The following is a 13,410-nucleotide window of genomic DNA, read 5'->3' as shown; positions in this document are numbered from 1 at the left end:
GCAATTACCGTGAACCACCGATACCCCTTATAGTTCTTTCATACTATTTCAATTGAATCACAATGTACCCATAAAAAATGCAGGGATGCTCACCTCCAGCGATACATCTCTGCATTTTTAGATATGTTGCAATCATGTCACATTTTAGTTGCAAATAAGTACAACTGCTGGTTCAACGGATGAGCCAATTATACTCTTTTCTACAGTCTAAAATGTAATCCACATAAACTGTATCATCCTCAATTTGATATAAAATCAAATACCAGTTTTTCACAAACATTTTGTGATATTTATTACATGGAATATAAGGTTCATTCAAAAAAGGAAAACGATTTGGACTATACGCTAATGAACGCATTGCTTCCATTAATTCTTTTTTCTTATTTCTTGCGGCATCCTTATCTACCTGTGCCAGAAAGCGAATATGTACTCCAAGCATTTGCTTCGCCCGGTCCGATACGATAACTTTGTATTTTCTTCTTTCTGACATTTTCATCCCTCTTCTATTATATTATCAAGATAACTGTCCAATTCATCAAGACTGCATCCTGTTCTTCCTGCCAGACGATCCTCTTCAACAGCAAGCAGTTCTTCTCTTAATTTCAACATTTTCTCCCGTCGGTTAAAGGATTCAATATCCATCACCACAAGATCACCTTCTCCATTTTTTGTCAGAAAAACAGGCTCTGAAGATTTACGGCAAAGATCTGCAATCTCATTATAATTTTGTCTAATAGCAGCTGATGGACGAATGTTCATAAGATCACCTCTCGCTTTCATAGTAATATTATATACATATTATAATTTTATTATGCTATATTTGTCAATACCAATTACAGACCTATTCCATTTCTGCACCAGCTTCTCTATTTTCATTCTGAAATCATCTTTCAATCGTAAAATGAAATACCAGCTGTTCCTGATCCTCAGCTGAGGTTCTTAAGGATCTTCGAATTCCGGTTGTATCTGCAAAAGTTCCACCGTAAGCATCCACTTTGATCCACTTTCCATTTGCTTTGATTTCATTCCACTGGTGTGTCCAGCTGCCGGCATTTACATGCCGAACCGGAACATTCGCTGTCTCACAAAGTAGAGTATACGCTTTTGCATATCCGGAGCAGGCAGCTTTCTTCATAACCAGAGCTGCATAAGCTTCATTGCCATAGTTTTTCTGGTATGCTTCTGAAGACTGGTTTAACTGCCAGGAGCAGTGCTCAGTCAGATACCTGAATAGCACAAAGGCCCGCTCCTTCGTATTCAGATCCGCAGTCACATATTTTTTTACGATTTTCTTTGCTTCTTTCTTGGCCAGATTAAGGCGTTTGGATTTATTCGGCTCTTTTACGGTCACTTTACATTTCAGGGTACGTTTTCCCACTTTTGCACAGATGTATGCTGATCCACCCTTTTTTCCAGTTACTTTTCCAGAAGCCGAAACAGATGCAACGGATTTTTTAGAAGAACTCCATTTTACTTTCTTTTTGCTTCCCGATACTTTCAGCGACGTGGAAGCTCCCCGATAGATGGTAACCGCCGATTTGTTCAGTTTCACTTTTGCAGCCTGGACATCCACTGGCCTTATAAAGCTTCCAAGGAACAAAACTACCAATGCCAGCCAAACAACTACGAATTTCTTCTTTCCTGTGTTACATTTTTTTGCTTTTCTCATCGCAAACCCTCCATTTTCGAAACCATTTCCTGTTGCAGTTCCAATGTAGCAATTTGATTTTTTCTGTGTCAATAGGATTTTTGAAAAAAATATTTTCAAATAAAAAAGTGATTCACTATTTTGCAAATCACTTTTACAATTCTTATTTATAATCAAATATCCTTTTTTCGCAATTTCACCTATCACATTTATTGCGGTCTTGGTTACAAGCACTAATCAATTTCTTCAAATAATTCGTCAAAGGTAATCTTTATCTTTGGAAAATGAAGCAGTTGTAACTCATCCTTATTTTCTTCTGTGACTGTTTTTAAAAGATAGTATTTGGGAATCTCCCCCTCATAATCCAGTTCATAGATTTCAACTGTTTTTTTACGCCAGTCAACGATCCAATACTCTTCAATCTCCTGCTCACAATACAGCTGCATTTTCTCTGTCCGGTCATAATTTTCTGTTGATGGTGACAAAACCTCCATAACAAAACGTGGCGCATCTGTAAAAGTGTTTCCACGCCTTGATTTCGTACGGCAGTTTATGGAAGCATCCGGAATCACAATCTTGTTATTGCCCTGGTTATCTTTGAAACGGTATTGCACATTATCCGAATATACATAGCAAGTACTATTTTTTAACTGGTGCCTGACCGCTGCAACAAAATTTACAATTACAGCAGAGTGCTCTGGTGTAGATCCTTCCAGATCTGTTATTTTAAGATCCCAATCCATATTTCACCCTCCTGCATTTTACAATATAAAGAACTTCTTGTTTTCTCTAAATTCCACTCTTCTCTATTAAAAGAAAAGAATTATTTTTGTCTCCTCCATTATAGCATCCTCCCTGTAGATTGGAAAAGTAATTTTTTTTAAGATTGGTGCATAAACAGGGGTGTTGGCCCTCCGTGACTCGCTTTTTGCACCTGTCAGGTACAATACCGAAACGCCTTATCTGTTAAAATCCTTGCAAAGATTAGTCCAAGCGGAAGCGCTGCAATGATCAGAAGTGCAGCTGCAAACCAGGAGGCAGACACAGATAAGGACATGATTCCAAGATTATAAAATCCACGGTATAAATAAAGCCCCGGTACCATGATCACAATAGAAGGAACGGTAACGGAAATCCTTGGGTAGCCCACCTTATTTTTCAGAAGGGAGGCCAGAAGCCCGGCTGTCAGAGCTCCGATAAATGCGGTCACTGCCGGAGGTAAGGCGGCAAGATCCACAAGCTCCAGCCGCAGGGTATTTGCAACCGCCCCAAGCACTGCTGCAGAACAGGCAAGCCTTACCGGACTGTTAAACATGATGGAGAAACCGAACACGCCGAAAAAGCTTGCAATAAGCCGTGTGAGGATCCACATTGCAACAGGCATATGGATCTTTATGAAATCCACCGGCTGTAAGTGAAGAAGCATAGCCATGATCCAGGCAGACATAGTGGCTACCAGAACAATAATCAGTGCATAAGTAAGCCGTTCCATACCAGAACGCATATCCAGTTTTGCCAGGTCGATTCCGCTGGTAATAAAGGGAAAACCAGGGATGATAAAAAGCATGGCACAGATATATCCTGCTTCATGCTGAATGGAAATCCCAAACAGGATTTCCCCTAATTTTAATAATCCTGCATATACAAAGCATGCCAGGGAGACAGAGGAAACAATGCCAAGGAACAGGGTAAAATGATGCTTGGTCAGCTTGCAGCGAAGGAAATTTCCAAGTCCTGCTCCAATAAAAGCACAAAACATCTCTACTGGTCCTCCGCCTAAAAGAAAGGTAAATCCACAGCATGCAATGGCGGCAGCCAGTCCCAGGGCAGCCGGGGAATAAAGGCCATGGATCCTTTCAATTTCATCCAGATAGCTGTGAAGCTCTTCCCCGGACATGTTTTTTCCCTCTGTTTCAAAATTGCGGATAAAATGCTCCAGCCGGTTCAGCTTTGACGTATTCACCCCTGTATTGGTAAGGCATAAAGACTGGGTAAAGCCATTTTCCCCATCAAAACAGGTGTACTCAATGGACATCAGTCCGATATCTGCGGTACAGGTAATTCCCATTGCTTCGGCCAGGGCATTCATGGAGCTTCGGACCCTCCAGGCTCCAGTCCCACAGGATAAAAACATGATCCCCACACGTCCGATAATGGAAGCCTTTTCGGTGATGCTTGCATTTATAACGGGAGTATTTTGGCCATTTTCATCGGTGTATTCATGCCACTCCACGTCCATGTGATTTTTTCTGATCATTTCTGGCTGCATAAGCCCACTTCCTTCCGAAAAGTCCCTTTATAATTTCAGGCTGTCATTTCCAGCTAGTTCCATCATCCGCTCCCTGCAGGCAAGGACGATCCCGTCAATTTCCTCCATATGCTGGAGCATTTTCTTTTCAAACTCATGGATGGGAAGCAGAACGCCAAGTTCATCAAAGGGTTTCTCAGGATTTTCCTTTTTTACACCGGTCTCCTGTCCGTAAAAGACCACTGCATGGGGTGCTGCCTGCTGGATCTCCTGGAAAGTCTTCCATACAACCGCATAAGCCTGCGCTTCTGTAAGCCCCAGCTTACAGGTATCCGGAAGTGCATAGAGGATTAAAATCCCACGCTGGCACTCTTCTTTTTCCTCTTTAATTTCCAATCCATCCGTGTAAGAGCGTACAATGTCATATCCATCTGCCAGATAAAGTCTGGATCTTGGTACGCATTCATGCCGGTCAAAGGTTTCCTTAAATTTTCCATAGTCATGGGCGGAAACCATCTTTCCAACATCTTTAAGAAGCTTCCCTTCCACATTGGTAAGAAGGACCGGATTCTCTCCTGCCTTTCCATGGAATTTTCTTGGGATCAGATAGGCTTCGCGGAGCAGATCAAACATACTTTTTCCGCACAATTCCAGAAGAAGGGCACTTACATCCCCGTTCTGGTAAGCGTGAAAGAGTACCTGCAAAAAGTGGTCCGGATCCTCATCCACCAGCATATGTTCATCATCCAGATACTGGTAAAACACTTCACGAAGTCTTCTTGATGCCTCCGGGGAAGCCAGGATTTTGGAAAAAATATCTTCTACAGCCTGTTCTCTTGGTAAAACTGTTTTCATACTAAAACGCCTCTTTTTCTGTTTGGATCATGATGAGAGCTGTACTTGTCTCTTTTCGGGAGGGATTATAGCATTGTTATAGTCATACCGCAATAGGATGAAAGGTTTCTCTTTCATATCATATTTTTATGTCTGCCATATCATTGACCGTTGTATGTGTTTTCCATTACAAGTTTCCATGAAATAAAATTTGTGAAAAATACCGTATCTTATCATCGGTCCCCCAGCAGATCATTCCCACCGCATCTGCCATTTCCTGGGCATCAACACAGTAGGCGGACATGCAGGAATGGTGCCTGTAAGGACCAGCGGACATGATCAGCAGGTCGGTATTTCCAGATTCCATTATTTTAGAGGCCAGCTGTTCGGTGAGTTTATTGTGCGCAAGCTTCGCCATTTTGTAGTCCATATCCTTGTTTTGTATCGTCTGGAGAATAAGCGCTTTTTCATAGGCGAATACCCTTTGTTTCATAGATTCTACTGTTCCGCATTCAGGTGGACAGGCGGGATTCACGTTGTAACATCCACACTGATTTTCTTCACAAAACTTTCGGTATTCCGGTTTGAACACAAGTTTTTGTGTATCCATGATTGCCGCATTTGAAAACCCAAGTTTTTTTGCTTCTTTGATGTAATCCATAGAATACCTCCTCCAAGTTTTTTACAACTCACTAAAATTTTCTCCATACGCTGGTTTTAAACCCGCCCAGCTACAATTGTGTTTTTTAATTCCCTTGCCGCAGCGCCCATAGGATGCTGGCTGTCATACACCAGACAGATCTGACGCTCCGGGATTTCGTCTTTTAGTGGGATCTGTACGATTTCTTTTTTCAGAAGGGAGGGCGCTGCCATTGGCTGGGGCAAAAAGGCAAGGCCAAGCTCGCATTTTACAAGCGGCAGGATCTGGTCCGCAGTGGCAGCTTCCGTATCCGGGGAAAGATCCAGGCCATGGGATAAAAATACACTGTTGTAAAATTTATAGGTCATAGTTTCCCGTCCAAGAGAAATCAGCGGATAGTTCTTTACCTCCCGAAGGGAAAGCTCCTGGCTTCCAAGCGCTGTAAAAGTGGTACCACCAACCAGAATCTCCTGGAAGGGCATGAGCATGATCTGTTTCAATGGGGAATCCACCTCTGCCGGAGTGGAAACTACTGCAAAATCGATCTTTCCGCTTTTTACGGATTCAATGGCTTCCGGGGTGGAATGGTTATAAAGCTTCAGCCGGATTCCCGGATAAGTCATATGGAAATTTTTTAATTTATCAAGCAGGAAAATATTCAAGGCAGTTTCGCTGGCGCCAATTGCTATACTTCCGTGGGAAAGCCCGGAGCTGTCCGCCAGCTCCTCTTCTGCAGCCTGAAACTGCTCCATTGCACCAAGCACATGGGTATAAAGCCGCTCTCCTTCCGGGGTAAGCTGTACACCGCGGTTAGTACGGATAAATAAAGTGGTATTCAGCTGCTGTTCCAGACAGTTCATGGCCCGGGTGATGTTAGGCTGGCTGTTGTTTAACGCCTGGGCGGCCTTGGTAAAGTTGTGGTATTTTGCCACATAATAAAAGATCTTGTAATACTCGAAATTTACGTCCATAATATTTTTCCTTTTCTTTTGGCATATCATATATTTATTCCAATTATATCAATTATAGTTTTTACTTATTCCTACGTCAAGCGTATTATGTACCCGAATAAAAAAGGGAAACAGGAACGTGTTTTCAAAGGAGGAACAAATGCTTACAGCAGTAACCGGTATAAACTGGGGCGATGAAGGAAAAGGCCGTGTGATCGATCTTTTAGCGGAGCAGGCAGATGTGGTAGTCCGCTACCAGGGCGGCAACAACGCAGGTCACACAGTGGTCACCGACCAGGGTAAATTTGTCTTAAATCTTCTCCCATCTGGTATCTTACATCCAGGTGTGGTATGTGTCCTCGGGGACGGAATGGTAGTCGATCTGGAACATCTTTCCCGGGAAATCCATGAAATAGAGAAAAAAGGAATCCGGGTTACACCGGATCATCTGAAGCTTTCAAAGCGTGCCACGATCTCCATGCCATGGCACAAGGTACAGGATGAGTTAGAAGAAAACCGGCTGGCAAAAACCGGCAGCGCCTTTGGCTCTACCCGCCGTGGAATCGCCTACGCCTACAGTGACAAGTACCGTAAGAAAACCCTTCGTCTTGGGGATCTGCTTCATTTAAAAGAGGATTCCGTAAAAGCCAGATTAAAAACCATGCTGGAGGCAAAAAACCTGGAGCTTGCAGGCTGCTATCATCAGGAGCCAATGTCTTACCCTGCTCTTCTCACCTGGTGTGAGGAACAGGCAGAACTCTTTGGCTCCTATATTGCAGACACGGGTGAGTTTCTGGAACAGGCACTGTCAGAGGGCAAAAAGGTAGTGCTGGAAGCCCAGCTTGGCGCCATGAGGGATATTGATTATGGTATTTTCCCCTATACCTCAAGTTCCTCTACCATTTCTGCCTATGGCCCGATCGGTGCCGGAATTCCGGGAAAATCCCTGGATCATGTGGTGGGCGTTTTAAAAGCATATTCTACCTGTGTTGGTGCCGGTCCTTTTGTAGCAGAAAAGGCAATGTCCGATGCCTGGGAAGAAGAGCTTCGAAAAGCGGGCGGTGAATATGGTGCTGCCACAGGCCGTCCCCGCAGGGTGGGACCGTTTGATGCCGTAGCCAGCCGTTATGGATTAAAATGCCAGAATGCAGATCAGATCGCACTTACCAAAATGGATGTCTTAAGTTCCATGAAAGAGATTCCCGTGATCACAGGCTACAAACGTGACGGTGTTGTGACCATGGATTTTGACCCTATGGATGAACTGGACAGCTTTGTCCCTGTAGTAGAAATGCTCCCGGGCTGGGAATGCGATATTTCCGGCTGCCGGACGTATGAAGAGCTTCCGGAGAATGCCAAAGCCTACATCCGTATCCTGGAGCAGCTTTTGAACCATGAGATCCAGTTTATTTCCGTCGGAGCCAGACGGGATCAGTTTTTAACAAAAGGAGCCTGGTTATGAGACATTTGATCGATCCACTTGATTTTACCCTTGAAGAAACTACAAAAGTTCTGGATCTGGCAGACCGCATTGCAGAAAATCCGGAAGTGTACAGCCATGTGGCGGATGGGAAAAAGATTGCTACTCTTTTTTACGAGCCAAGTACCAGAACACGTCTTTCCTTTGAATCTGCCATGCTAAGCCTTGGAGGAAAGGCCCTTGGCTTTGCTGGTGCTGAGCAGTCCAGTGCCACAAAAGGAGAAACGGTAGCTGATACCGCCCGGGTGGTAAGCTGCTATGCAGATATCATTGCAATGCGGCATCCCAAGGAAGGCGCTCCCCTTCGTGCCTCCATGTATGCCACAGTGCCAGTAATTAATGCCGGGGATGGCGGTCATAACCATCCAACCCAGACACTGATTGACCTTATGACTATCCGTCAGAGGAAAGGTCATCTGGATCATCTGACAGTTGGCTTTTGCGGGGATCTGAAATTTGGACGCACCGTACATTCCCTGGTAAACAGCCTGGTACGTCATCCTGGAAACGAGTTTTACTTCATCTCCCCGGAGGAACTTAAGATCCCGGATTACGTGATGGAAGAGACCTTAAAGCCAAACCATTCTTTTTACAAAGAAGTCACCAGCCTGGAGGAAACCCTTCCCAAGCTGGACGTGCTCTATATGACAAGAGTTCAGAAAGAACGTTTCTTTAACGAGGAAGATTATGTCCGGTTAAAGGATACCTATATTTTAAACCGGGAAAAATTAAATCTGGCACAGCCGGATATGCCGGTTCTCCATCCTCTCCCAAGGGTGGACGAAATTGCCACAGACGTGGACCAGGATCCAAGAGCCGCTTATTTTGACCAGGTGCAGAACGGAAAATATATCCGTATGGCATTGATCATGGCTCTGCTTGAAATCCCGGATCCGCTGACAGGAAGGACGGTGCTGTAATGTTAAAGATTGAATCTATCCAAAACGGAATTGTGATCGATCATATCCCGGCTGGAAAAGGAATGGATATTTACAAGCTTCTGGAACTGGACTCCCAGAAACAGTCCGTTGCCCTTTTGCAGTCTGTAAGAAGTGAAAAATACGGCTGTAAAGACCTGATTAAAATAGAGGGGCTTACAGAGCCTGAGCGTCTGGAAGTCCTTGGTTACTTAAATGAGGGTGTCACGCTGATCGTGATCCGTGATGGAAAAGTGGTAAAAAAATACCACCCTGTTCCGCCAAAAACGTTAAAGAATGTAATCAAATGCAAAAATCCCCGCTGCATTACCAGTACGGAAGCAAACTGTGAGCACATCTTCAAACTGTCCTCCAGTGGAAAATATAGATGTATTTACTGCAACCAGGAAGCTTCCCTCTTAAGATAAAGAATAATACATCCTCCCTTGTATATCGCTTAAGAGGAAAATACCCTTTAGGTTTATTTCTATTCCTAAAGGGTATTTAAAAAAATTATTTTCTTCCCGTATCAATTAAATCATAACTCATATCCAAAAAATCCAGTGTTTTACCATCTCCAACAGAGCCATCCAATACTACAGATATCCAATGCTCCTTATTCATGTGGTACCCTGGCCTAATCCCATAGGTTCGTGCAATAAACCCATTTAACTCCGGATTGCATTTCACATTCATAATGTCTACGCTTCCCTCTTCCGGAATTCCTAATTTATTCTTATCTACATTCATAAAAACTGCATACCATTTTCCGTTTTTATGCCGAAGCACCGCTGACTTAGGATCCCGCTTCCAAAGATGCTCCGGTGTTGTTCCATATTGCTCTTTTACATACTGATAAATTGCCTCTTTTGTCAAAATCCTTCCCCCAGTTTACTCTTAGAAATCAAAAAACGAAATACACCATCATTATAGAGAGCCTAATAAACCGTGTCAAGATTTTTGGCGCAAAGGATATTCCCATATTTCCTAAAGTATTTTGTTTTAATTTTCTGATTTTTGATTATAATTTTCACATTTTTAACAATTTTCATTCAAAGTCCATTGACTTGTTTTCATTTTTCAACTATAATTAAGATGCTAAATTTTTTAAAAGTTTTTTTCATACTTGTTTCATTATTTTCTCCTACTTAAAAACAGTGTTTTTTAGCAGCGCCCCTAATCGCAGCTGCAACTTGTTATTTTAAGTATGGCCTTTGGTCCCCAAATAGGAACCTCAAAAAAGGAGACTTTTACTTCCTTCTGAAGTCTCCTTTTTTGCTGCCCTTTTTACAAAAAAATTCAGAGCCATCTGCAAAATCCGAACAATCTCTTCTGCAAATAACCCTGAATTTTTCGGTCGATAGACCTAAATATTAAAAGATAAAAACAAATTATGATTATTTATGTTAGCACGATTTATTGTAAAAATCAATAGCTTTATAAAACAATTCGACTTTTTCTTCCCTTTTCTTTCCTACGCTTGGTTCTCGTACCGAAGCCTGGAAAAATACCAGACTTTTCCCTGGATATACCTGCAAATATGGTTATCCAATAAATAGCTTTTTTCGTCCAGTTCCGGGTTATCTCTTTTCCAGCCACTCTTTTCCAAGAACTCTTCCATGGAATCATATATTTCAATACAGCCTGCCGCTGCTATGAGCCTGTTATAATCATTCTCTTTGATATGGATATCAAATTCCCGCATGAGAAGGATCTTAAAACCATACCGTACCATGGAATTCTCTTTGATCTGTGACAGGTCAATTGTCATCTGCTTCCACCTCCTTTCTGACGAACAAATCTTCTACTCTTGTTACACCCTGCCTGGACTCCGTTTTTTTGCCTGGTTTTCTTTTGGGCTTTGCATCTACTGCGAGCGGTTCTTCACACGCTTCATCCGTACTGGATTTAGGTGGAAGTGAAATAGATGCCTCATTATCCTGCCCCAGATGTGAAAAAGGCGGTTCCTGTGTTTTTTCCTTTTCCCATTCCTTGTACCAGTCTGGAATGTGTTCCACTACTTTTTCCAATCGGAGCTTCTTTGCATCTTCATGCTCGGTATAGTCCATTTTCTGGAATTTCAACACGTTATGCCCTCGGATAATTAAAATCCCTTGGTTTAGTGGATAACGAAGCACCTCATCAGGAAGAAGTAACTGCCTTTTTCCAAGGGATCTTGATTCTGAATATTCTGGTACATAATCGGTTGCCCGGATGGTATAGAAATTTTTCCGGACAGAAGCCACCGATACGGTAATCTCCCCTGTACGGTCACTGTAGTAGGTCGCAGTTGTCATATCATTACAGCCCAGGAAGATTGAGAAATCACATCCTCCAAGGATTTCCTCCCACTGGTTATCTGGATAACGGTTCTGAAGCTGTGGGATATTCTGAAACAATATACTCATCCCGATCCGTCTGGATCTGGCTGTTGCAAGCTTCTTTTTGAAATCAGGAACCACGCCGATGTTGGGGAACTCATCAAGGATGAAACTTACTGAAACCGGCAGCACGCGCTCTTCAGTCCGATCAGCCAGACGAACCAATTTGATGATTAGAAATGAGGTGAAAAGCGTTGCCAACATATCAAATGTAGAATCCTGATCCGAAGTAATACAAAAATACGCACATTTTTGTTTTCCTGGCAGAGAGAGGTCAATATCGGTGTGGCTGGTGATCTGCTGCACCAGCTTATTTTGCAAAATCTGCAACCTGGTTCCAAGGCCAAGAACCGCATTTCCTTTTACTTTCTCCGCTTTTGCAAAAAGCTGGTATGGTCCTTTGGCCGGATGGTTCGTTGGCAGTCTTTCAAAAATGGAATCCAACATATCGACACTTTTATTGAGCAAGAGTTTATAGGCCTCTGCAAATGTCCGCCTCTCTGATGGATATTCCTCATACACATACAGGCAAAGCGCTTTTAATAAATCCATCTCCACGTTGTCGTAAAAATGATCAAATTTGTCTGTGGTGTTACGAATGACAACATCACAGAATACATCGATCAGCTCTCCCTCATCAATTTCCGCCAGACAGTTCCAGGCATCTGAATGTGTCAGCTGAATCAGATTTAACTGTTTTACCACATATCCTGACTCCTTCAGATAAGCACATAAATCCTCATAAAGTTCAGACTTTGGATCCGTGATATACATGCTCTCCCCACGGCGTACGCATTGTAATGCCATCACCCTTGCAAATGCCCTGGATTTCATAGAACCCTGGGAGCCACAGACAGCAATATTCCGGTTCAGCCTGGAATCCACCGGAAGGCTTAGAACCTTACCGGTTCCAAGCTCCCGACCAAATATGATTCCGTTTACGCCGTCCATTGTTTTATCTGCTCTTAAGATCTCCGCCTGTTCCTCTTCTTTCATAAAGCCAGCGGTTCCATAGGTTCCCTGATCGGACAACTCAAAACCTCGTTCATCCTGCAATGGGTTTTCACTTCCCCGGTAAATCACAAGTGCCGTAAGAAAAAAGAGTACCAGAACCGAGAACCAAATCCACATCCTGCCCCCGGTGCTGGTCCATCCTGCCGCCATACAGTGAATGGGATTTAAGTCAACATCTGCATCACCAAAAAGGATTTTTAAAAATCCACCCAGATATCCTGCTAATAATACCGCCCCGCAAACAACAGTCAATAATTTCCATTTGTCAAATCTTCTAAACATCCTTTTTCCTCTCATCCCCTCTCATTTCTTCTGCCATATGGTACTGATATAGATTGTCGTAATAGATGCTCATGGTATTTACCGCATTATATAATGCCGTAAGAAGTACCGCCCGGATATTTCTGGCTTTTGTAGTATTGGAGTCCATACTGAACAACACAAAATCCACATGCTCTTTCGTCAGCTTTGCAAACTGGGCTTTTACAACATTTGCAGGCTTCTCTTCCCGGTTCACCCGGATTACCTCTGCTGAGGAAGTCATCACATCCACGATCAATCCCAATATTTCCCCGACTCTGCCGTCATGCGGATGATCCAATATCAAATTTTCATACGCAATCTGCTGCTTTACCTGTTGCTCTACCTGCCGATACGAAGGGATAGAGAAATCTGTGTTGTAATCTTTGTATGTATTCTTTGTATATGTCTCCCCCATATCGGAGACAGCTATCACTTTTTTCGGGGATACCCTCTCACTTATATCCGTGACCCCTGTCACTTTTTTCGGTGGGGGCTGTCCCTCAAATGAGTGATAGGGGGTATCTGGTACCCCTGTTCCTGCATTTTCCAATGTTTCCGGATAGGTTAATTGAATCAATACATCTACATTAAGATCTAGGAACATAACGTTGGAGTAAAGTTGCCCTTTGATGCTGACAGTACGAAATACCCTCGTTACTACCCCTAGCTTTTCCAGCTCTACTATGGCATTTACTGCATCACGCTTGGTTATTCCAAACTGGTCGGCCAGCTGCTGATAATTTCTTTGCAAAATATCGGCCTGGAATTTTTTCTTAAAGCCACACAATTGCCCCGTAGACTCATCCCGGATTTCCACAGGCCGGTACCAGTACACAATATCTGCCAATATGATGATCGCATTCAGATTTGGTTTTCCGGTTCCTTTTTTGATCGTATGATACCAGGTAGAAGGAATCACATTTCCTGTAAACTGCAACCGGCACATCCTGTCTACAGTTTCACTTCCAGTGTCAAATAGATTACTCATAGACACC

At 43.1% G+C, this 13,410-nt stretch carries 15 protein-coding genes; 3 read left to right on the top strand and 12 right to left on the bottom strand.

Going from position 1 to position 13,410, the window contains the following annotated elements:
- Nucleotides 1-172 precede the first annotated feature (172 nt).
- The 8 genes from AB5706_RS12995 to AB5706_RS12960 all read right to left on the bottom strand — a co-directional run bounded on the left by AB5706_RS12995 (nt 173) and on the right by AB5706_RS12960 (nt 6,341).
- Nucleotides 173-490, bottom strand: a complete 318-nt coding sequence (locus tag AB5706_RS12995; RefSeq protein ID WP_118580564.1) for a type II toxin-antitoxin system RelE/ParE family toxin — start codon at nt 488-490, stop codon at nt 173-175.
- A 2-nt stretch (nt 491-492) separates the two neighbouring features.
- Entirely contained in the window at nt 493-759 is a 267-nt protein-coding gene (locus tag AB5706_RS12990; RefSeq protein WP_173718699.1) for a type II toxin-antitoxin system prevent-host-death family antitoxin, read from the bottom strand.
- Nucleotides 760-883: 124 nt separating this feature from the next.
- Entirely contained in the window at nt 884-1,669 is a 786-nt protein-coding gene (locus AB5706_RS12985) for a transglutaminase-like domain-containing protein (RefSeq protein WP_215661282.1), read from the bottom strand.
- Nucleotides 1,670-1,881: 212 nt separating this feature from the next.
- The gene (locus AB5706_RS12980; protein ID WP_118580558.1) at nt 1,882-2,391 is read right to left on the bottom strand and encodes a Uma2 family endonuclease; all 510 of its coding nucleotides are present in this window, start codon (nt 2,389-2,391) and stop codon (nt 1,882-1,884) included.
- 194 nt (nt 2,392-2,585) lie between these two features.
- Nucleotides 2,586-3,917, bottom strand: coding sequence for a threonine/serine exporter family protein (locus AB5706_RS12975; RefSeq protein ID WP_118580555.1), 1,332 nt, complete (start codon nt 3,915-3,917; stop codon nt 2,586-2,588).
- Between the two features lie 27 nt (nt 3,918-3,944).
- Nucleotides 3,945-4,751 (bottom strand): DUF4866 domain-containing protein, encoded by an 807-nt coding sequence (locus AB5706_RS12970; RefSeq protein ID WP_215661288.1) that lies wholly within the window; start codon nt 4,749-4,751, stop codon nt 3,945-3,947.
- A 166-nt stretch (nt 4,752-4,917) separates the two neighbouring features.
- The gene (locus AB5706_RS12965; RefSeq protein ID WP_117849756.1) at nt 4,918-5,391 is read right to left on the bottom strand and encodes a DUF2284 domain-containing protein; all 474 of its coding nucleotides are present in this window, start codon (nt 5,389-5,391) and stop codon (nt 4,918-4,920) included.
- A gap of 56 nt (nt 5,392-5,447) precedes the next feature.
- Complete coding sequence (locus tag AB5706_RS12960; protein WP_118580549.1) at nt 5,448-6,341, bottom strand: LysR family transcriptional regulator; 894 nt, start codon at nt 6,339-6,341, stop codon at nt 5,448-5,450.
- A 139-nt stretch (nt 6,342-6,480) separates the two neighbouring features.
- Between AB5706_RS12960 and AB5706_RS12955 the strand changes: the two genes are divergently transcribed.
- From AB5706_RS12955 to AB5706_RS12945, 3 genes are read left to right on the top strand one after another with little or no spacing between them, the layout of a single operon-like run.
- On the top strand, nt 6,481-7,782 hold the full coding sequence (locus AB5706_RS12955) for an adenylosuccinate synthase (protein WP_173718696.1): 1,302 nt from the start codon (nt 6,481-6,483) through the stop codon (nt 7,780-7,782).
- Nucleotides 7,779-8,720 (top strand): aspartate carbamoyltransferase, encoded by a 942-nt coding sequence (gene pyrB / locus AB5706_RS12950; RefSeq protein ID WP_173718695.1) that lies wholly within the window; start codon nt 7,779-7,781, stop codon nt 8,718-8,720. Before AB5706_RS12955 ends, pyrB begins: the two co-directional genes overlap by 4 nt.
- Nucleotides 8,720-9,145, top strand: a complete 426-nt coding sequence (locus AB5706_RS12945) for an aspartate carbamoyltransferase regulatory subunit (RefSeq protein WP_118580543.1) — start codon at nt 8,720-8,722, stop codon at nt 9,143-9,145. The genes pyrB and AB5706_RS12945 overlap by 1 nt, the downstream gene beginning before the upstream one ends.
- An 85-nt stretch (nt 9,146-9,230) precedes the next feature.
- Here the strand turns inward: AB5706_RS12945 and AB5706_RS12940 are convergent, their stop codons facing one another.
- From AB5706_RS12940 to AB5706_RS12925, 4 genes are all read right to left on the bottom strand, one after another.
- Nucleotides 9,231-9,593, bottom strand: a complete 363-nt coding sequence (locus tag AB5706_RS12940; RefSeq protein WP_118580540.1) for an MmcQ/YjbR family DNA-binding protein — start codon at nt 9,591-9,593, stop codon at nt 9,231-9,233.
- A 598-nt stretch (nt 9,594-10,191) separates the two neighbouring features.
- On the bottom strand, nt 10,192-10,488 hold the full coding sequence (locus tag AB5706_RS12935; protein WP_215661291.1) for a hypothetical protein: 297 nt from the start codon (nt 10,486-10,488) through the stop codon (nt 10,192-10,194).
- A complete protein-coding gene (locus AB5706_RS12930) occupies nt 10,478-12,394 on the bottom strand; it encodes a VirD4-like conjugal transfer protein, CD1115 family (protein ID WP_347161084.1) in 1,917 nt (638 codons plus the stop codon). Before AB5706_RS12930 ends, AB5706_RS12935 begins: the two co-directional genes overlap by 11 nt.
- Nucleotides 12,387-13,403, bottom strand: coding sequence for a DUF6017 domain-containing protein (locus AB5706_RS12925; protein ID WP_347161083.1), 1,017 nt, complete (start codon nt 13,401-13,403; stop codon nt 12,387-12,389). Before AB5706_RS12925 ends, AB5706_RS12930 begins: the two co-directional genes overlap by 8 nt.
- Between the last annotated feature and the right edge of the window lie 7 nt (nt 13,404-13,410).

This window comes from Ruminococcus sp. RTP21484sp1_RTP21277st1_D2_RTP21277_210401, assembly GCF_040924225.1.
In the GTDB taxonomy this organism is placed as follows: Bacteria; Bacillota; Clostridia; order Lachnospirales; family Lachnospiraceae; genus Blautia_A; species Blautia_A faecis.
This window is presented reverse-complemented; position numbering and strand designations above follow the sequence as displayed.